The sequence below is a fragment of the Streptomyces sp. V2I9 genome (assembly GCF_030817475.1).
Classification (GTDB): domain Bacteria; phylum Actinomycetota; class Actinomycetes; order Streptomycetales; family Streptomycetaceae; genus Streptomyces.
The window spans coordinates 2,143,606-2,162,442 of sequence record NZ_JAUSZJ010000002.1 but is presented as its reverse complement, the minus strand read 5'-3'; the positions used below and the strand labels follow the sequence as shown (position 1 = coordinate 2,162,442).

Here is an 18,837-nt window from a genome sequence, read left to right as displayed (position 1 = left end):
GTGAGTGAGGGCCAGGAGATCAATCAGACGGCTCCCGAAGGCCAGTCTCGGGGAGGCAGCCGTCTACGAGGTGGCTGAGGTATTGGATGCGTCGTAGGCCGTGTTGATGCGCTGCACGATGAGCAGTCACCTGCTACGACTCCACAAGCTAAACTTCAGCAACTGGGCAGACGTGGTTCACTCCTGGCCTGCGACCCTAGGTAGACCAAGTAGGGCCTCCTCAATGATCCTGGCAGCGTCCTGGTCGTAGATGCGAACGCAGTCACCATCTGTTTCCATAGCGGATAGCCGGGTTGTCGGCTGCCACCCCAGGCGTCCACTGAATACCTCTTCGTGTTGCCCGCCCCCCTGCGGCAAAAGGCGTCTGAAGACGGTTCCTCGGTCATTATCAGAGGCGTAGAACGTAACGCGTCCTTCGACATCCAGGGCGTCGAGCACGGCGTCGTGGAGCGCGACAACTGGGGTATTGCTCGCATTTCCCTGCAAGCTTCCTGGGCGAAACGAGACACCTGTCAGATCGAGGGCTCCGACATTGTCTTCCATGAATTCGCCCCCTCGCTCATACAAGCGAATCAGTGGCTCATAGAGATCAGGTAGGCCGGTAGCCGCGATAGCGGGGTCATGGAAACGTAGTTCCGCAAGGCGCACGGCGCCACGGCAGGTTACCTTGACGCTTCCGCTCATTCGTGCACGGAGAAAATCTTCCAATTCGTGCGCCGTGCTGGGCGGAAGCGTAAATTCTGGATCCACGTACTCCGTTACATCGAAGAACGGCCAAGCGCTCTCAGCGGAGTATGTCTGGGCCCACAGCGCGGATCGCCTCAGGTATTCTCGCATCAATAGCCGCCGCGACATCGCCTTCCCAAAGGAATCACTCCAATCGCCATCCCATTGCACTGCGCGGAGACGCTCCATGACTTTGAATGCTGCCTGCTCGCCTTGCCTGTCAGTCACTTCAGCTCGATCCCCTTGGCCAGCAGCTCCCGCTTGAGGGCCGCGACAACATCGTCAATATTTTTCAGTCTAGGCGCCACCTCGACACGCGAGGCATCCATGCCCAATGAGCGCCAATGTCCGAACCCGCCCGTACCTTCATTCAAGGAGAGGTCATGGGCGCCCGCCTCGGATGCACTCCTAGGCCAAGTGTGATAATATTCAACGGTTTTGCCGCCGTCATTGGAAAAACTCTCCCATGCATCTGGGTGCTCGCGCAAATAGGGTAGACCCGCCTCCATCAGGTGGCTCTCGATATATTCATGAGCTATAAACCTTTCGAACTTGACAACTTCCTCCGGATTCAAGCTGCGTTGACTTGCTGTTTCGAGGATGGTGGCAATGTCTTGACGGGGTGTGAAATACGCTTTGCGGGCGCTGCCCGGGGCATCTGCCACCACGTGCTCGGTGAGAAAGAAATGCGTTCTGACGCGGTCCAGCGCATCCTTGCTTACGCCGGTGTTCTCAGAGATGCGCGCGATGTCCAGGGAATCTGGGTCCGCTCGCACTCGGTCGTAGAACTCTGCCGCTGCGGTGTGCTCGGCGGTAGGTTCCTCGACATACCGGGCGCCGTCAGGCCTCACTTCGGAGCCGCCCCCAAGTGGCGGTGGCTCATGACCGTCTCCATGACTGGACGTGCCTCTGGCATCGGCGCTGTGACCGCCGCTGGCCGTCGGGGCGTCCGTGGGGTTGCCTCCGTCCACGCTGTTTGCCGGGGTGTGGCTGCCCTGGCCGTCTCGTGAACCGCTGCCCGGCGTGCTGTTGTCCACGCTGTTGGTCGGCAGGTTGTTGGCGGTTCCGCCCGGTGATCTGTCGGGGTTCGTGGCGTCGTTGCCCGTGCGGCCGGGGTGGTCGCCGATCCGGCCGGTCTCGCTCATGTCCGAGCCCAGCCGCACTGTGTCGCTGCCGCCGCGTGCGCCCGCGCCGATCAGGGCCGATTCGTGTGCAGGTGTGCGGGGGAGGGGGCTGCCCGCGTCGGCGGGTGCCGGGCTGTCGGCCGGTGGGGTCTCGCGGCGGGCGTCGGTGTGGTGCTGTTTGAGGGTGCCGTCCTGGCCGAGGATGTTGCCCTGGCGGTCGAGGTGGGTGACGTTGCCGTTCTCGTCGATGCCTCTGGCGGTGCCTTCGGGGAGGGCGGTGGTGCCTTCGGGGAGTTTGAGGGCGCCCTCCTGGATCGGCAGGGAGCCTGCGGGTGGGGTCATGCCGTCGGGGAGGTGGACGATGCCGTCGCCCAGGTCCACCGCTCCGGTGGGGATCCGCGCCCCGGCCGGGAGTCTGACCGAGCCCTTCGGGATCTCGAACGCGGTCTCCGGGACGGCCGCGCCCGCGGGCAGGGTCAGTGTGCCGTCGGCCGCCTTGTACGCGCCGTCCGGCAGGGTCACCACGCCGGGTGGCAGGGGCGGGATCTCGATGTGGCCCGTGTTCCTCAGGCCGGTCATGACGTCGCTGATCCTGGTGAGGCCGGCCCCGGCGCCCGTGAAGAGGTAGGCGGTGGGGTCGACGGCGCGGCTCGCCCTGTTCGCGAAGGAGATGGCCTTGCCCGCGAGTGCCGCTTTGCCGGCGCCGGAGACGCCGCCGCCGGTGCCACCGGTGAAGACCGTCGTCAGGACGTTGAAGGTGACCGCGCCACCCGCACGGGCCGGGTTCTCGCCCCACCGGTCGTAGGCGATCAGCGCCTTCCCGGTCTCCTTCATCGCCCGGCTCGGACCCCGTAGCCAGGAAGGCAGTCCCTCCTCCGGCGTGGTGAGGAGGTACGCCCCTCCCGCACCCGACGTCGCCAGGGTGATCGACAGGCCGATGGAGAGCTGTGCCAGGCCGCCCCACGCCTGCTTCATGCTCTCCCAGCCGTCGACACCGACCAGGGTGCCCAGGCCCTTGACCGTGCCCCAGACACCGTCGACGACGAAGCCCTTGCCGAAGTCCCAGACGTGCTCGTAGGACTGGTACCAGGGGGTCGATTCCTTGACCGGGTCGCCCCACGGCAGCCCCTTCGCCTGCTTCAGGGCCTCGGCGTCGTACCCGTGCATGCGCTCGCCGCCGGAGCCGTCGTTCACCGTGAGGGGCTTGCCGCCGGGCACCAGGGAGATGATCCTGTTGTAGCAGGCGCGCTCCACCGCCTGGAACGCCGCCCACGTCTCGGCGATCTCGTCGCGGCGCCGGTTGTTCTCCTCGACCAGGTCGCCGTCCTCGCGCCACTCGTCGTCCGCGTTCACCTTCACGAGGAACGCACCGGCGTCCCGCTTCAGCTGCCGCAACTTCTCGACCAGCGGACCGGCGTCGTCCGAGTAGCTCCTCAGAGCGGCCGTGATCGTGGCGAGGTCCGACTTCAGCGCGGCCCCCCGGTCCGCGACCGGCTTCGTCGCCGCGAACAGCTGATCGGCCTCCGGCGCCCGGTAGAAGGCCTGCAGACCACCGAAGCTGCTGTGGACGTCGCCCGCGGCCGCGGCGATCCTCGCCCCGTCCCCGACCAGCTCCCTCACCTTGGTGTCCAGCAGGGCGAGATCACCCGTGAAGACCGGTATGCCCTCCAGAACCACCGGCTGCGAGTCGCTCACTTCGCACCCCGCAGATCCCTCAGCACATCCAGACGCACCGACCTCGCCGCGTCCTGCGCCTGCTTCGCCGCCTCGAGATCACCCTCCACGTACTCGTTCACCGCCGTCGCCGCACCCAGCACCGCCGCCTGGATCCGCTCCGACATCGCCCTCAACTGCGGCTGCCGCGCCGTCACGTACTCACCCAGTGCCGCCGCCACCGGACCCGACGCCGCCCGCGACAACGGCGCCCGCCCCGGCGCCACCGGGCCGTGCACCGCCGTACTCGCAGCGTTCCCCGGAACCGCCGTCCCCGCCGCCCGCGCCGCCTCCCCCAGATCCTCCAGCCACGCCGTCAGCGCCTTCTCCAGCTCACCCGCATGCCCGCCGACCACCTTCAACCGGCCCTGCACACCCTGCGGCCGAATATCCCACCCGCTCATCCCACGCCCCCGTACGCACAACACAACCGACCCACCCCACCGGGCAGGCGAAAACCGTCCACCGGCCGCCGGCAGGTCAGCCGATACCGTCCACCGCCGCCTTCGCCCGCGCCAACGTCTGCGCGGCCGTCACATCGTTCTTCTCCAACGTCGAACGCAACAGCCGGATGATGTTGCGCACCTCCTGCGACGTCGCGTACCACCGCTGCTCCTTGCCGTGGTACTCCTCCGCCACCCCGTCGGCCGCGAAATCGTTCATCGCCGCCTTCACCTGCGCGTCCCGCGCCGTCATCACCTGCTCCAGACGGCCGATCACCACCTGCAACGACGCCTGCACCTCCGTCGAAGCCCCGGTGTCGTACGAACGCCGATCCGTGCTGCCCGCCATCGGTCCCCAACTCCCCGTCACACACAAAAACTGGACAACCCGCTCACCACGACCGGCCTCAGCGACCCGAGAACCGCGCCGCGTCGAAATTCGCCGACGCCATCTGCGACCGCGCGTTCTCGCCCTGCTCCTGATCGCCCGAACCGAACGCCGCGTCCATCCCCGACTGACCGCCCAGGATCCCCGACAACGACGCGTTCAACGCCTTCGTGATCTCGTCCGACCGCGTCTTGAAGTCATCGAACGCGACCTTCCCCGCCCCGTTGAACTTCCCCTCCAACGGCTCCGCCGCAGCGATCAACTGCTGGATCAACGTCCCCAGATCCGTACTCGCACCCTGCGAATCCGACAACAGCCGCGACAGGACCGACGCCCCCATGTCGAACTTCATCAACAACCCCCCGTTCCACCGAACACATCGAACGAACGTACGCGTGCACTCCTGTCTATCAACCCCGGCATCGCTACTGCAATCTGCAATCGGCCAGATTGCGGCCGAGGCGGAACTACGCCCCCTTGAGATGCCGCATCAGCCGCTCGAACTCCTGCCACCCGGTCAGATCCGAGGGGTCCCCCGGCAGCGGGTAGTACAGCGCTTGCCTGGTTCTCGGGCCGAGCGGCACCGGTTGTCCGTCCAGCGGGGTGCGGCGTGCCCGGTCCCCCGGCATCGCGCGGACCTCCTCCGCGCCCAGTACGAAGGCCAGCGGGACTCCGGGGCCCTCGAAGCGCGGGGGCACGGCGATGTCCCGGCGTGCTTTGCGAAGTTGTACGAGCATCGACTGGAGGTGGTGGCGCGTGGCGAGCGCCTCGGCGGCCGCGGGCAGAGCGTCCAGCGGCGGCTTCTCGTCCGCGCCGTAGCCGAACGCCAGCGTGACCTCCTCCTCCACACCGGCCGTCGTACGCGTGACCCGTACGGTGGCGATCCCCGGCCGCGAGCGGTGGCCGACCACGACGAACCAGCTCGGCTCGGGTGCCCGGCGGTGCGCGACATCGGTCAACCGGGTGGCGGACCAGGGGAGGTTGGCCGGTTCCGCTGTTCCCCAGCCGGCCGGCGGCTCTCCTGTCAGTTCACGCCACACGGCCTCCAGGCCACCGCCCAGCACCAGTCGCTCGTCCGCCGGGTGCACCATGCGGAAGGTCAGGCCGAGCTGGCGTTCGCCGGTGTCCTGGACCTGCTGGTAGGCGGCCGCCACCGGGGTGCGCGGGTCGTCAGCCGTGGCGTCGGGGGAGAGCACGGGGTCGAACACGCCGTCCTGCCAGCGCAGTACGGCTCCCGTCAGACCGTCGTAGTAGCCGTCACGTTCGTCCTGGACGATCCAGCGGGACGGCCACCCGCCCAGCGCGTCCCGTACGGCGGGGGAGAGCGTGGTGCCCGCCGGGGAGACGATCTGGAGGCCGAGGCCCGCGGCAGCCGCCGCCCGGAAGGCGTCGGACAGCCAGGCCGTCATCGCCACCACCGGGCGGTCCTGGATGACGACCGCGACCTTCTCGGTGAGCACGTCGATGGCGGGCCGGGCGGCCGCGGGCTCCGGCGCGACGCTCACGCCCTCGGTCTTCACCACGGCGATCGAGCCGACCGCGTCCGGTGGCCAGGCGGAGCCGCCCACCAGCGTGGCGAGCCGGGCCGCGAACGTGCCCGCGAGCTGCTCCGCCTCGGCGACGCCCGTGGTGGCACGAGCCTCCGTCCACCAGTACGGCACCGGCGGCGGCACCGTCCCGAGCAGCCGCTCCGCCTCGCCCTCGACGGAGACCAGGAGCGGTGCCTCCACGGAGACGAGCGGGCGGCCCTCCGGATCGCAGAGCTGTACGACTGCTCCCTCTCCCCGTGTGTCGACGAGCTTGTCGGGGCCGCCCGAGAGCAGGCCCGCCAGTACGGCCCAGGGGTCGGGCATGCGGGGAGTGAGGGCGATGACGTCCTTGGTCATGGCGTGGTCGTCCGGTCCTTCGTCGTCGTCGGTCGGCGGGGATGCGGCGGGCGCTGGTCCGTCCCGGCGCATCAGGTCGGCGCGCAGACCGTCTGGATCAGACGGTTCGGCTGGCCGCGACGGATGAACACACCACGCCCCGCCGCCTGTTGGGAGGCGTACACGCCCGGGAAGAGCTGGCCCTCGCTCCGGTCGCCCGCCATCACCAGGGCCGAGGCCCCCGATTCCCGCAGCCCCTGCACCAGCGGTTCGTACATGCCCCGCGACGCACCGGCGACCCGGCGCGTCAGGACGAAGTGGAGGCCGATGTCCACCGCCGACGGGATGTACGGGAGGAACGGCGACAGCGGCGACTGCCCGGCGGTCGTGAGCACGTCGTAGTCGTCCACCAGGACCACGATGCGCGGGCCCTTGCCCCAGCGGCCCGGTTCCAGGTCCTCCAGGCGGGCGTTCTCGTCGGGCAGGCGCTTCTCCAGTTCGGTGGCGATGCCCGCCGAAAGGCCCGCGCACAGCTTCGCGTTGTACGCGTAGCCGCCGTTGAACTCTTCCGGCACCGCGCCGCGCAGCGAGCGCCGCGGATCCATCACGGCGAACACCAGCTCGTCCTCGCCGTACCGGTCGACGAGCCCGTGCGCGACGGTCCGCAGCAGGTTCGTCTTGCCGCACTCGCTGTCCCCCAGCACCAGCAGGTGCTGGTCGTGGTGGAACAGGTCGAGCAGGACGGGGGCGAGCGCCGACTGATCGAGCCCGATCGGTACGCGGGTGGGCTCGGCCGCCGGCCCCGGCAGCGAGTGCGGCTCCAGGATGTGGGGCAACACCCTCACAGGCTGGGCGACTTCGCCGCTCCAGGTGGCTCGGACCGTACGGGCCGAGCGCTCCAGGACCGCCCCGAGGTCCACCGTGTCGGCGACGCCGTCCGTGCGCGGAAGCGCCACCTGGGCGAAGAGCTTGGCATCGGTGAGGACCCGGCCGGGCTCGTCCGGCGACAGCGTCTCGGCGAGCTTGCGGTCGATGCTGGACTCGCCGGGGTCGTTGAGACGCAGCTCGACACGGGTGCCGAAGTTGGACTGGATGGCGATGCGTACGTCGTTCCAGCGCAGCATGCCCGCGACGACGTGGATGCCGTACCCGCCGCCGCGCTTGAGGATGTCGGCGATCGCGTCGTCGAGCTCGTCGAAATCGTCGCGCAGCGCGCCGAAACCGTCGATGACCAGGAGGACCTCCGCGGAGGCGAGCTCGGGCAGCCGGCCGCTCGCGTGCAGGGTGCGCAGCTGCTCGACCGAGTCGATGCCGTGCTCGCGGAAGAGGTCCTCGCGCAGCGCGAGCATCGTGCGGACCTCCTCGACGGTGCGCGCCGCCCGTTCCCGGTCGGCGCGGCCCGCGATGCCTCCGACGTGCGGCAGCCCCGACAGCGCCTGGAGACCGCCGCCGACGAGGTCGAGTCCGTACACGCCGATCTCGCGCGGGGTGTGGGTGAGCGCGAGGGAGAGGACGAGGGTGCGCAGCAGCGTCGTCTTGCCCGATTGCGGGCCGCCGATCACCGCCACATGGCCGCCCGCCACCGTCAGGTCCAGGTACCACTGCCCCTGCCACTGCCGGGCCGGGTCGTCGAGCAGTCCGACAGGGACGCGGAGGGGGCGGCGGCCGCCCGCCGTGTCCGTACCGGTCAGCCGCATCCCGTCCGGGCCGATGTCCAGCGGGCCGGCGACGGTGTCCAGCGCGGTGGCGGTGGGCAGCGGCGGCAGCCAGATGCTCCGTACGGGGTCGGCGACGCCGGTCAACTGCTCGACCATGATGCCGAGTTCGGTCGGGCCGGTCTCCCGTCGGCGGGACGCCGGTTCCGGGGACGTCCGGGCCTCGTCCGGCCCGGCCAGGGTGTTGAACGCTTCGTACGGCAGCGCCAGCGGTCCGGTCTCCGCCGCGTCCTGGCTGCGGACCGGGCCGCGGTAACCCCCTGACACGTAGCCCGCCTTGAACCGCGCGTAATGGCTCGTGTCGACCTTCAGGTAGCCGAAACCGGGCAGCGGCGGCAGATGGAAGGCGTCCGTGGTGTCCAGGACGGTCCGTGACTCGTCCGCGGAGAAGGTCCGCAGCCCGAGCCGGTAGGAGAGATAGGTGTCCAGGCCCTTGAGCTTGCCGCCCTCGATGCGCTGGCTGGAGAGCAGCAGATGGACGCCGATGGAGCGGCCGATCCGCCCGATGGAGAGGAACAGGTCGATGAAGTCCGGTTTGGCGGTGAGCAGTTCGCCGAACTCGTCGATCACCACGAACAGGTGCGGCAGCGGGTCCAGGTCCGGCCGCTTCTCGGCGCGCAGCGCGGCGTAGTCCCCGATGTCCGCGACGTTCCCCGCGTCCTTCAGTGCCTGCTGGCGGCGCTTGACCTCACCGGCGAGCGAGGAGTGGACGCGCTCGACGAGCCCCGCCTGGTTCTCCAGGTTGGTGATGACCCCGGCCACGTGCGGCAGCTCCGCGAACGGCGCGAAGGTCGCCCCGCCCTTGTAGTCGACCAGCACGAGCGCCAGGTCTTCCGGCGGATGCGTCGCCACCAGGGCGAGGACCAGGGTGCGCAGCAGTTCGGACTTTCCCGAACCCGTCGCGCCCACACACAGCCCGTGCGGGCCCATCCCCAGCTCCGAGGACTCCTTGAGGTCCAGCAGCACCGGCTCGTGGGAGTCGCTGACGCCGATCGGAACGCGCAGGAACGCGCGTTCGCCCCGAGGCGCCCACAGCCGGTCCAGGTCGAGCCGGGCCACGTCGTCGATGCCGAGCATCGCCGCGAACTCCACCGGTCCGGACAGCGGGGCGTCGACCAGCGACTCGGCGGACAGGCGCAGCGGTGCGAGCATCCTCGCCAGGCCCTCGGCGAACGGGACGCCGGCTTCGTCCACCGTGCCGTGCGCCTCCACGGGCTCCGGCGTGCGCAGGTCCTCGACGGTCACGTCCGTGCCGTCGACGGTGATCCGTACGCTGACCTGTCCCGGCTCCTGCACCCGCCGCTCCACCAGGTGCAGGACGGTGACGCCCATCTCGCGGAGGCCGACGGCGTCGTCCGGGCGCGGCAGATCGACGGCGTCCTCGCCGTGCCCGTCGGTCACGACGAGCAGCCGGGAGTTCATGGACAGGGCGTCCTTCCCGGCCAGACCGCGCCTGACCTCGGCCGCGTACGACGCGCGGCGGCGCAGCTCGGGGCCGAGCCGACGGGCGAGCTGCGGTGCGGACGGGGCGATGCGGCGGGCGGCCACCGGCCCGTCGAACTGCTCGGTGTCCAGCAGGTGCGGCAGCCACTTGGCCCACTCCCAGTCGGCCGTCCGGTCGCCCGGCGCGGCGAGTGCGATGGCCACGTCGTCGGGCGCGTGCAGGGCTGCGGCCTGGACCAGCAGGGCACGGGCCACCCGAAGACAGTCCTCGCGGGGTCCGACCACGCTGACGTTGCCGATCCGGTCCAGCGGGACGGTCAGCGGGAGTTCGGTGCCGTTGCGGAACCGGTTCACCAGCGCGGACGCCTCGTTGAGCATGAACAGGTCGGGCGGGGTGAGCACGGTCGAGCCCGGTTCGGCGATCCCCAGATCGCGTACCGGCATCTCACCGGTACCGATCCGCACCCGCAGGAAGTCGTCGTCGATCCTGCGCCGCTCCCAGAGGCGGGCCGGGTCCCGCACGATGTCGTACAGGGCGTACGGGGGCGGGTTCAGCACGTCCGCGCGCTCGCGCCGCTCGCGTTCCTCGGCGGAGAACTCCTCACGCAGGTCCTCCACGTAGGCGAGATACGCCTCGCGCTGCGTGCGGCGGGTGCGCTGGGCCTTGCCGCGCTGGGAGAAGAGCAGCGCCACGGAGCCGATGACGGTGACCACGAGGATGATCGCGCCGAGGGCGGCGAACTGGCTGTTGCGGACCACCGTCATCATCACGACGGACGACATGACCCCGGCGACCGGCAGCAGGGACATCGCGATGTTGCCCGCCTTCCCCTCGGGGAGGTTGGGCGGCGCCTCGATGGTGCGGGGCGCGGGCGCGGCCGGGGGACGGGCGGTCCGGGCGGGGCGGTGGATCAGTCGGGTGCTCATCGGCGTGGTCCGGCGGGAGGGGTGGCGGTGGCGGAAGCGGCGGTGACGGAAGCAGTGGTGGCGGAAGCGGCCGTGGTGGAAGCGGCGGTGGCGGTGGACCGCATCGGGGTCACCTGCGCTTCTGGGAGAGCTGGAAGACCTCGGCGGCCAACCGGGTGGCCGCCAGCCGCGTGGGCCGGGCGAGGAGTTCGGTGCGGAGTGCGCCGCCCGCCGCGAGGTGCCGGTCGTAGGGCAGCACGTGGACGGCCGCGCCGGTGGACCGCAGCTTCTCGGCGGCGGCCTCCACGTCGATGCCGGGACGGGCCGTCATGCTGGTGAGAGCCACCACGGTGCCGGCGATCATGTGGCGGGGCAGCCCCTGCATCCACTGGAGGACCGCGTACGTGCTGGTGATGCCGTCCAGCGTGGCGGGGGCGGCCAGCACGCGGGCCTGGGAGGCGGAGAGCGCGACACGGGCGACCTCGGCGGGCAGGGTCTCGCAGTCGACCACGGTCACTCCGAAGTAGCGCCGGAGCGCGACCATGACCCGCTCGTACGCCGAGGTGTCCAGCATCGCCCCGATCCGGCCCTGACTGCCGGGCAGCAGCCAGGCGTTGCCGGGGAGCTGGACGAGGTAGCCGGTGACGTCGAGCAGCGACATCTGCGGTTCCACGAGGTCCGCCAGATCTGCCGTGGTCCAGCGCAGCGCCTCCGCGCCGAGACGCAGGGGCAGCGAGCCGAGCGCCGGGTCGGCCTCCACCAGGAGGACCGGGTCCTGGCGGTGGTGCGCGTACGCCGTGCCGAGCAGGGCGGCCACCGTCGTCTTGCCGGCACCGCCCCGGATGGAGGTGACGGAGATCTGCCGGCCGGTGGTCACCGGCTGCTGGATGCACTCGGCGGTGCGGGTCAGCTCGGTGACCTCGCGCGCCGCCGACGAGGACACGATCCGGCGTATCGCCCGCGACACCCGGACCGCTGCGGGCTCACCCCTCAGGGGGCGTCGGGCCGTTCCGGCCAGCGCGCCGTCCACGACGGGCCGCGAGTCGGGGGACGGGGCCGGCCGTCGCGTGCGGGCCGGGGGAGTGGCGGCGGGCGGCGCCGCCGCGCGTTGCGCGGGCCACGGGGTGGCGGGTGCGGCAGCGGCGGAGGTCCTCGGGGCCGGTGCCTGTCCGGGGGAGCGCGGGTGGGGTGGTGTCCGCGCCGGGGTGCCGGGACGTTCCTGCGGCTGCGGCTGCGGCTGCGGCTGCGGCGGAGCCTGCGGAGGCTGAGGCGTACTCCTCAGATCGCGCAGCACATCGCGCTGCCAGTTGTCCGCGTTCGGCATGGCTGCCTTCCCCTCCGCTCCGATGCCCCACCGGAGCCGTCCCGCATGAATGTCAGAACTTGCCGAGCAACTGGCCGTACACGCCGAACACACCGACGGCGAGCGGGAACAGCCCCACCATGCCGATGGACTCGACCAGGTCGGCGGTGCGCCGCAGCCGTACCTGGACATGCTCCGGAGGCTCCATCGCCAGCGCGAGCAGCGGCAGCAGCGCCGTCACGCCGAGCACGAGGACGGGGCCCACGCTGCCGGACGACTGCTCCATCCACAGCATCACCAGGCGTACGAGCAGGACCGCCGCCGCCGCGAACAGCGCCACCACCTCGGCGACCAGCGGGAACGCACGCGCCCGCGAGAGCAGCACCACCGCCACCAGTGAGGGCAGGAGCACGGTCCACACGGTCGGTCTTCCGGCGAGGGTGAGGAGCCAGCCCGCGGCGGTCGCCGAGACCGCGGTGACCACGGTCGCCAGGGCGAGCCCGCGGTGCGTGGCGGCCAGCGCGTCGGCGACGTCGTGGCGGCTGACCGACACCCCGCCCGACCGCCGGTCGTCGAGCGCGGTGAGACCGGAAGCCATCAGGGCGAGCCGGGGCAGCATGCCGAGCAGTACCACGGAGAAGACCGCCATCACGGCGCCCAGCCGGGCCGGATCCGGTTCCACGGCCGCCACCGCCTCCCAGGCCGCGGCGACGGCCGCCGTAGCGGCCGCACCGACCAGGCCCCCGCGGCCGAGAGGCGAGAAGAGGCCGAGCAGCACCAGGCCCAGGACCACCGCCGTCGCCACCGCGGCGAGCCGCGCCGGGCCCGACCAGCCGTACGCGTCGGCCGCGGTCCAGGCCGTGAGGACGCCGAGACCGCCCGAGACGAACAGCAGGGCGGTCGCCAGTCCGCGGTTGCCCTCCCCGATCCGGGCGCACAGCGCGCCGCCGACCAGGAGTGCGGCGGTGACACCCGCCAGCACCACGGCCAGCGTGCCGAGCGGGACGTCACGCCGGGCCAGGAGGGCGGCGATCACCGCGAACGCCACGGCCGACGCGCCGGCGGCGACCCTGCGCGCGGCCGGCCGCCAGCGCCATGCCCGCACGTCGAGATCCTCGGCCACCTGGTCCGTGACGTCGTGGACCACCGGGGCGGGCGGTGCCGCGTGGGTCCGGACCAGACGCAGCACGGCGCCGTCGCTGACCCCCGCCGACGCGAGTGTGCTGTCGTGCGGCAGGGCCGAGCCGTCGGAGGTGATCAACTGCCGTGTCAGCGGCCGCGATGCCGCCCGATCGTCCAGCAACTGGAGTATGTCCGGCAGGAGTTGACCGATGGGGGTGTCCGAGGGCAGCACGATGTCGGCCCGGCGCCGCTCGCCGACCAGGGTCACCCGGCTCAGTTCCGAGCGGGACGTCATTGCTGTGCTCACCACTTACGGGAACCTATCATCGTGATGTTCCGAAAATTCGGGCCAATTGGGCAAAAGGCTTTGGGTGGCTGGGGAAATGCCCGGTTCGGCGAAAAGTCGCCCACCGCGCATGCCGGTGAAACTCCGCCCGTTCCGTCGCTGTGCGGCGGGAGTTGATCAGCGACTCTTCCCGGTGTCGGAAGAATGCCCCGGCGGTGCGTACCGCTGGGCCTGCCGCTGCTGCTTCTCCTGCTCCGCCTTCTGTTTGTCCAGGGTGTGCTGGAGGAAGGACCAGCCGACACATCCGGCGCAGAGCACGGCGGTGATGGCGATGCCCGCGAATACCTTTCCGAGCCGTTCGTCGGCGGTGCGCCGCGCGCGCCCCACGCCGAAGATCAGGGCATCGCGCATCCTGCGACGCCTTACCCCTACCGATTCCAGCAGCTGGCTGTCGTAATCCCGTGCCATGCGATCCCCCTTTGCCACTGCAACATACCGAGCCGCGGTCGTGGAGTACACGGCAGGGGGGCCGGGAGGGGAAAAGGTGCGGGGCCCGTGCCCGGACTTGCCCCGGTCAGCCGGAAATCCGCTCCTCCAGCCGCACGGTCACGGTTTCTCCTTCCTCCTTGCCGATCGCCTTGCGCACCTCCGCCTTCACCGGCAGTTTGTGGGTGCCGTCCCCCAGGGCCATGAACGAACTCCGGAACGGGTGGCCGTCGACGGTTCCCCTGACCTTCACCAGGCCGCGGGTGCCGAAGAACGCGACCGATTCGGGCCACACGACATAGGTCCAGCCGCCCTTCTCCGGGCTCTTCCGCAGAGTTGCCGTGAACTGCTTGTCCATCGTGGGTACCGCCTGTCCGGAAACGCGCGACGGGGCCGTCGCGGTGTACATCAGGAGGACCGCGCCGGGCGGGGAAAGTCATCGGTGAGGGGGAGGCCGGAGACCCGTCGGGCCGGCCCGACGCCCCGGCTCACCCCTGCCGCAGCGCGAACCACAGCTCCGTCCGTACGTCCATGTCGTCCAGGTCCTTCCCCAGCAGCTCCCCGCACCGCCCGATGCGCTGGCGGACGGTGTTGCGGTGGACGGCGAGGGCCACCGCCGTACGGTCCCAGCTGCCGTGCAGGGAGAGCCAGCAGCGCAAGGTGTCGGCCAGCGGCGCGGTGAGCGGGGCGAGCAGGGCGCGGGCGTGGGCGGCCGCCTGCCCGGGCGGGACCAGGGCGGCCAGGCCGCTCACGGGGGTGTCCACCGTCAGCGGAGCGCGGGTCGCCCGCGCGTGGGCCAGGGCGCGGGCGGCCAGGGAGTCGGCGGCGTCGAGACCGGGGACGGGGGTGGGCGCGGACGCGCCGAGGGTCCAGCCGGGCTGCGGGGCGATCCCGTTCCCCTCCGGCAGCAGCAGGCGGACGGGGGAACCGGCCCCGCCTCCCCTGCCTTCCCCGCCTCCCGTGTCGACCAGGGCCGTGCCCAGCGACGCGCCCAGTGCCCCGGCCGTCAGGGCGTCCGCCGGGGCGCCGTCCGTGCGGCGGGCGTGGACCACCGTCCACAGGCCGGATCCGGAACCGGGACCGCCGCCGAGCAGCGGGGCCACCTCGGAGGGGGACGCGCCCAGCAGCAGCCGCACCAGGGCCGCCGAGCGGTTCGCCGCGTCCGCCCCCTGGTGGGGCGCCGCCAGCAGCGACAGCAGGACCACCGCGATGCCCGCCACCGTATGGTCGCCCGGTCCCCGCCGCCGGGCGGCCAGCGTCAGGGCCAGGCCCTCGCCGCCGCCCAGCGCGTAGGCGGACAGGCGGGTGTCGCCGTACGTGTCCGTGGCCGAGGCGGGGGCGCCGGGGCGGTCGCCGGCCACCACGCGGGCCAGGCGGGTCAGGGCGGCCACCGCCTCCGGGCCCACGTCGCGTCCCGCCGCGTGCACCTCCTCGCCCCGCGCCGTCAGCAGGACGGCCCGGCCGTCGAGCTGGGACGCGAGTTGCTGGAGCACCGCCGGTACGGGGTCGGGGCGGGCCGCCGCCGTCGCCAGCGCCTGCTGGGCGCGGGTCACCCGGCGCAGCTCCCGGTGGCGGGCCTCGGCCATCAGCCGCCACACCGCCCGCGCGATCGCGGTGAACGGGGTTTCCGGGGGCACCTCCAGCAGAGGCAGTCCGTACCGGTCGCACGCCTCGACCAGCCCTCGGGGCACCACCTCGTGCACCGGCCGGACCCCGAAGCCCAGCGCCGCCGCCCCCGCCTCCACCAGCCGGGAGACGTAGTGGTCCGGCTGGTGATCCGGGTCCGTGAGCAGCACCCCGGCCGTCAGCAGCAGCTCCCCGCCGAGGAGGTACGGGTACGGGTCCGCCATTTCCGAGGTGTGTACCCAGAGCAGCTCGGCCTCCGCCGGGCCCGCGATCCGGCGCAGGCCCAGGTCCTCGCGGGCGAGGAGTTCCGCCAGGGGGACGGGCGGGGTCGGAGGGGCGGTCGGCGCGGCGGCGTCCGGGGCCGGGGGCGGCGTGTACGGCATGGATGGTTCATCCATTCAGGGCGGGACAGGTGGAGCAAACGTACACTTCAGTGTCGGCTTTCGGCCGCCTACCGTCTTCCTCGCACCTCCATCCGTCCGCCCGGACGGCCCCGGCGCCCCGCCGCGCGGCACACCGCCGCGGACCACCCGCACACTCGACCCCGTACGAAACCGAAGGAAGGGCACCCCCATGAGCAGCACCGAGTCGCCGCGCGGCCCCATCGACTCCTCCCGCGTCCCGCGGTACGCCGGGCCCGCGACGTTCGCCCGGCTGCCCCGGCTCGACGAGGTCGGGCGCACCGACGTCGCCGTGGTCGGCGTGCCCTTCGACACCGGGGTCTCCTACCGGCCCGGCGCCCGCTTCGGCGGCAACGCGATCCGTGAGGCGTCCCGGCTGCTGCGCCCGTACAACCCGGCCCAGGACGCCTCCCCGTTCGCCCTCGCGCAGGTCGCCGACGCCGGGGACATCGCGGCGAACCCGTTCAACATCAACGAGGCCGTCGAGACCGTCGAGGGCGCGGCCGACGACCTGCTGTCCACCGGCGCACGCCTGATGACCCTCGGCGGCGACCACACCATCGCCCTGCCCCTCCTGCGCTCCGTCGCCAAGAAGCACGGGCCCGTCGCCCTGCTCCACTTCGACGCGCACCTGGACACCTGGGACACCTACTTCGGCGCCGAGTACACCCACGGCACCCCGTTCCGCCGGGCCGTCGAGGAGGGCATCCTCGACACCTCCGCCCTCTCCCACGTCGGCACCCGCGGCCCGCTGTACGGCAAGCAGGACCTGACCGACGACGAGAAGATGGGCTTCGGCATCGTCACCTCCGCCGACGTCATGCGGCGCGGCGTCGACGAGATCGCCGACCAGCTGCGGCAGCGCATCGGGGACCGGCCGCTGTACATCTCCATCGACATCGACGTCCTCGACCCGGCGCACGCCCCCGGCACCGGGACCCCCGAGGCCGGCGGCCTCACCTCCCGCGAACTGCTGGAGATCCTGCGCGGGCTCGCCTCCTGCCACCTGGTCTCCGCCGACCTGGTCGAGGTCGCCCCCGCGTACGACCACGCCGAGATCACCTCGGTGGCCGCCTCGCACGCCGCGTACGAGCTGACGACGATCATGTCCCGCCAGATCGCCGCGGAGAAGGCGGAGAAGGCCGCGGAGAAGACGGCGAAGGACGCCGAGTGAGCCACGACCACGACGACCGGCCCCGGCTCACCGCCGCCCAGGCCGCCGCCGTCCTGGACCCGCCCCCCGGCCGCAACGGCGGCGACCTCGTCGTCGAGTCCCTCCAGGGGCTCGGCGCGACCACCGTCTTCGGGCTGCCCGGCCAGCACGCGCTGGGCGTCTTCGACGCGGTGCGCCGCTCCTCCCTCCGCTACGTCGGGCTCCGCGTCGAGAACAACGCGGGCTTCGCCGCCGACGCGTACGGCCGGATCACCGGCGAGGTGGCGCCGCTCCTGCTCTCCACCGGGCCCGGTGCGCTCACCTCGCTCGCCGCGCTCCAGGAGGCGGCCGCCGCCTCCGCCCCCGTCCTGGCGATCACGAGCCAGATCCCCGTCGCCGGGCTCGGCGGCGGGCGGCACGGCTACCTCCACGAACTGCGCGACCAGCAGGCGTCCGTCCGCGACATCGTGAAGTCCGTCCACACCGTGCGGACCGCGTCGCAGATCCCGTCCGCGATCGCCGCCGCCTGGGAGTCGGCCCTGACCGCCCCGCACGGGCCGGTCTGGGTGGAGATCCCGCAGGACGTGCTGCTGGCCGAGACGGTCCTGCCGGTCGTCAGCGCCATGGACGCCACCCCGCGCGAGCTCCACCCGCGCCCCGAGCTGACGATCGCCGCCGCGCACCTGCTGTCCCACGCCGAACGCCCGGTGATCGTCGCCGGCGGCGGGGTCGTCCGCTCCGACGCCTCCGGCAAGCTGCGCGCCCTGGCCGAGAAGCTCGACGCCCCCGTCGTCACCACCTTCGGCGGCAAGGGCGCCTTCCCCTGGGAGCACCCGCTGTCGCTGCGCTCCTGGCTGGAGGACCGGCACACCACCGCGTTCCTGGAGGACGCGGACGTCCTGCTCGTCGTCGGCTCGGGCCTCGGTGAGCTCTCCTCGAACTACCACACCTTCCGCCCGCGCGGCCGGGTGATCCAGATCGAGGCGGACGCCGGGAAACTGGAGTCCAACCACCCCGCGCTCGGCATCCACTCCGACGCCCGCGAGGCGCTGGCCGACCTCCTGGACGCCGTCGAGCGCCGCGAGGACCCGGAGGCCCCCGAGCGCGTGCGTACGGTCCTGGAGAAGGTACGGGGCCGGATCGACGCCCAGGGGCTCGCCCTGGAGCAGCAGGTCCTCGCCGCCGTCCGCGAGGCGCTGCCCGAGGCCGCGCCCAGCTTCTGGGACATGACGATCCTCGCGTACTGGGCCTGGTCCGCGTTCGACGCCCGCCGCCCCAACACCATGCACTCCGCCCAGGGCGCGGGCGGCCTCGGCTACGCCTTCCCGGCGGCGGTCGGGGCCGCGGTCGCCGACCCGACGCAGCCCGTGCTCGCGGTCTCCGGCGACGGCGGGGCGATGTACTCCCTCGCCGAGCTGGCCACCGCCCGGCAGTACGATCTGCCGCTGACCTGGCTGATCGTGGACGACGGCGGCTACGGCATCCTGCGCGAGTACATGACGGACGCCTTCGGCGAGACCACCGGCACCGAGCTGTCCCGCCCGGACTTCGTCGCGCTCGCCGCGTCCTTCGGCGTCCCGGCCGTCCGGAGCACCCCCGAGTCCCTCGCCACCGACCTCCGCGAGGCACTGGCCGCGCCGGGGCCGTCCGTCGTCGTGCTGCCGGCCCTGCTGCGGATGTTCGAGCCGACGCACCTGTAGGCGGGACGGGCGGGCCCCGGGCGCCCCGGGCCCGCCCGCTCACCCGTCCGCGAGCGCCTTCCCGATCGCGGCCTCCTGCGCGGTGACGCCCTCCTGGAACCGGGCCCGTTCCGACGCGTCCCGGATCTCCCCCGGCAGTTCCCGGCCGAGCGGCAGCAGGTCCGGCAGCTGCCGGAAGATCACCCCGGCGGCCCGCCCCTCGCCCCGGTTGGTGGCTCCGAGCAGGTACCGGCCGGCCTGCCACAGGTGCACGGTGAGGTGCTTGCGCGGTTCGGTGGACAGCTGCCGCCTCGTCCCCGGCCTCCCCAGGGAGTGGTGCGCGCCCTCGCTGAGGCGCTCCAGCGCGGCGAGCGCCGCGAAGAGCTGTCCGCAGCGGTAAGCCTCGGTGAGCCGGTCGTTCGCCATGGTTCCTGCCCCCTTCGGGTGCCCTCCGACGA

15 protein-coding genes are annotated in these 18,837 nt (G+C 72.0%); 2 read left to right on the top strand and 13 right to left on the bottom strand.

Features of this window, described 5'->3' with window-relative positions; translation table 11 throughout:
* Window positions 1-177 precede the first annotated feature (177 nt).
* The 12 genes from QFZ71_RS09445 to QFZ71_RS09390 form a co-directional block, all read right to left on the bottom strand.
* A complete protein-coding gene (locus QFZ71_RS09445) occupies window positions 178-954 on the bottom strand; it encodes a hypothetical protein (protein ID WP_307667814.1) in 777 nt (258 codons plus the stop codon).
* On the bottom strand, window positions 951-3,545 hold the full coding sequence (locus QFZ71_RS09440; RefSeq protein WP_307667813.1) for a hypothetical protein: 2,595 nt from the start codon (window positions 3,543-3,545) through the stop codon (window positions 951-953). The genes QFZ71_RS09445 and QFZ71_RS09440 overlap by 4 nt, the downstream gene beginning before the upstream one ends.
* The gene (locus tag QFZ71_RS09435; RefSeq protein WP_307667812.1) at window positions 3,542-3,967 is read right to left on the bottom strand and encodes a DUF6507 family protein; all 426 of its coding nucleotides are present in this window, start codon (window positions 3,965-3,967) and stop codon (window positions 3,542-3,544) included. Before QFZ71_RS09435 ends, QFZ71_RS09440 begins: the two co-directional genes overlap by 4 nt.
* A 76-nt stretch (window positions 3,968-4,043) precedes the next feature.
* Window positions 4,044-4,355, bottom strand: coding sequence for a pore-forming ESAT-6 family protein (locus QFZ71_RS09430; RefSeq protein WP_307667811.1), 312 nt, complete (start codon window positions 4,353-4,355; stop codon window positions 4,044-4,046).
* Between the two features lie 58 nt (window positions 4,356-4,413).
* Window positions 4,414-4,746, bottom strand: a complete 333-nt coding sequence (locus QFZ71_RS09425) for a hypothetical protein (RefSeq protein ID WP_228991319.1) — start codon at window positions 4,744-4,746, stop codon at window positions 4,414-4,416.
* Between the two features lie 115 nt (window positions 4,747-4,861).
* The gene (locus QFZ71_RS09420; RefSeq protein WP_307667810.1) at window positions 4,862-6,280 is read right to left on the bottom strand and encodes a DUF6177 family protein; all 1,419 of its coding nucleotides are present in this window, start codon (window positions 6,278-6,280) and stop codon (window positions 4,862-4,864) included.
* A 71-nt stretch (window positions 6,281-6,351) separates the two neighbouring features.
* Window positions 6,352-10,344, bottom strand: coding sequence for a type VII secretion protein EccCa (gene eccCa, locus QFZ71_RS09415; protein WP_307667809.1), 3,993 nt, complete (start codon window positions 10,342-10,344; stop codon window positions 6,352-6,354).
* A 109-nt stretch (window positions 10,345-10,453) separates the two neighbouring features.
* Window positions 10,454-11,647, bottom strand: coding sequence for a MinD/ParA family protein (locus QFZ71_RS09410; RefSeq protein ID WP_307667808.1), 1,194 nt, complete (start codon window positions 11,645-11,647; stop codon window positions 10,454-10,456).
* Between the two features lie 52 nt (window positions 11,648-11,699).
* On the bottom strand, window positions 11,700-13,043 hold the full coding sequence (eccD, locus tag QFZ71_RS09405; protein ID WP_307671387.1) for a type VII secretion integral membrane protein EccD: 1,344 nt from the start codon (window positions 13,041-13,043) through the stop codon (window positions 11,700-11,702).
* A gap of 168 nt (window positions 13,044-13,211) precedes the next feature.
* Window positions 13,212-13,502 carry a hypothetical protein gene (locus tag QFZ71_RS09400; protein WP_307667807.1) on the bottom strand — a complete coding sequence of 97 codons (291 nt, stop codon included), beginning with the start codon at window positions 13,500-13,502 and terminating at the stop codon, window positions 13,212-13,214.
* Window positions 13,503-13,608: 106 nt separating this feature from the next.
* Window positions 13,609-13,878 carry a DUF1905 domain-containing protein gene (locus QFZ71_RS09395; RefSeq protein WP_307667806.1) on the bottom strand — a complete coding sequence of 90 codons (270 nt, stop codon included), beginning with the start codon at window positions 13,876-13,878 and terminating at the stop codon, window positions 13,609-13,611.
* Window positions 13,879-14,008: 130 nt separating this feature from the next.
* Window positions 14,009-15,544, bottom strand: coding sequence for a PucR family transcriptional regulator (locus QFZ71_RS09390; RefSeq protein ID WP_373465093.1), 1,536 nt, complete (start codon window positions 15,542-15,544; stop codon window positions 14,009-14,011).
* 175 nt (window positions 15,545-15,719) lie between these two features.
* Here QFZ71_RS09390 and speB point away from each other — a divergent pair, with 175 nt between their 5' ends.
* The gene (speB, locus tag QFZ71_RS09385; protein ID WP_307667804.1) at window positions 15,720-16,721 is read left to right on the top strand and encodes an agmatinase; all 1,002 of its coding nucleotides are present in this window, start codon (window positions 15,720-15,722) and stop codon (window positions 16,719-16,721) included.
* Window positions 16,718-18,400 carry a thiamine pyrophosphate-binding protein gene (locus QFZ71_RS09380; RefSeq protein WP_307667803.1) on the top strand — a complete coding sequence of 561 codons (1,683 nt, stop codon included), beginning with the start codon at window positions 16,718-16,720 and terminating at the stop codon, window positions 18,398-18,400. Before speB ends, QFZ71_RS09380 begins: the two co-directional genes overlap by 4 nt.
* Window positions 18,401-18,439: 39 nt before the next feature.
* Here the strand turns inward: QFZ71_RS09380 and QFZ71_RS09375 are convergent, their stop codons facing one another.
* Window positions 18,440-18,805 carry a hypothetical protein gene (locus QFZ71_RS09375; RefSeq protein WP_307667802.1) on the bottom strand — a complete coding sequence of 122 codons (366 nt, stop codon included), beginning with the start codon at window positions 18,803-18,805 and terminating at the stop codon, window positions 18,440-18,442.
* Between the last annotated feature and the right edge of the window lie 32 nt (window positions 18,806-18,837).

Coding starts and splice junctions, on each gene's coding strand:
- QFZ71_RS09435 (WP_307667812.1), bottom strand. CDS start 3,967: ATGAGCGGGTGGGATATTCGGCCGCAGGGTGTGCAGGGCCGGTTGAAG.
- QFZ71_RS09430 (WP_307667811.1), bottom strand. CDS start 4,355: ATGGCGGGCAGCACGGATCGGCGTTCGTACGACACCGGGGCTTCGACG.
- QFZ71_RS09425 (WP_228991319.1), bottom strand. CDS start 4,746: ATGAAGTTCGACATGGGGGCGTCGGTCCTGTCGCGGCTGTTGTCGGAT.
- QFZ71_RS09420 (WP_307667810.1), bottom strand. CDS start 6,280: ATGACCAAGGACGTCATCGCCCTCACTCCCCGCATGCCCGACCCCTGG.
- eccCa (WP_307667809.1), bottom strand. CDS start 10,344: ATGAGCACCCGACTGATCCACCGCCCCGCCCGGACCGCCCGTCCCCCG.
- QFZ71_RS09410 (WP_307667808.1), bottom strand. CDS start 11,647: ATGCCGAACGCGGACAACTGGCAGCGCGATGTGCTGCGCGATCTGAGG.
- eccD (WP_307671387.1), bottom strand. CDS start 13,043: ATGACGTCCCGCTCGGAACTGAGCCGGGTGACCCTGGTCGGCGAGCGG.
- QFZ71_RS09400 (WP_307667807.1), bottom strand. CDS start 13,502: ATGGCACGGGATTACGACAGCCAGCTGCTGGAATCGGTAGGGGTAAGG.
- QFZ71_RS09395 (WP_307667806.1), bottom strand. CDS start 13,878: ATGGACAAGCAGTTCACGGCAACTCTGCGGAAGAGCCCGGAGAAGGGC.
- QFZ71_RS09390 (WP_373465093.1), bottom strand. CDS start 15,544: ATGGATGAACCATCCATGCCGTACACGCCGCCCCCGGCCCCGGACGCC.
- speB (WP_307667804.1), top strand. CDS start 15,720: ATGAGCAGCACCGAGTCGCCGCGCGGCCCCATCGACTCCTCCCGCGTC.
- QFZ71_RS09375 (WP_307667802.1), bottom strand. CDS start 18,805: ATGGCGAACGACCGGCTCACCGAGGCTTACCGCTGCGGACAGCTCTTC.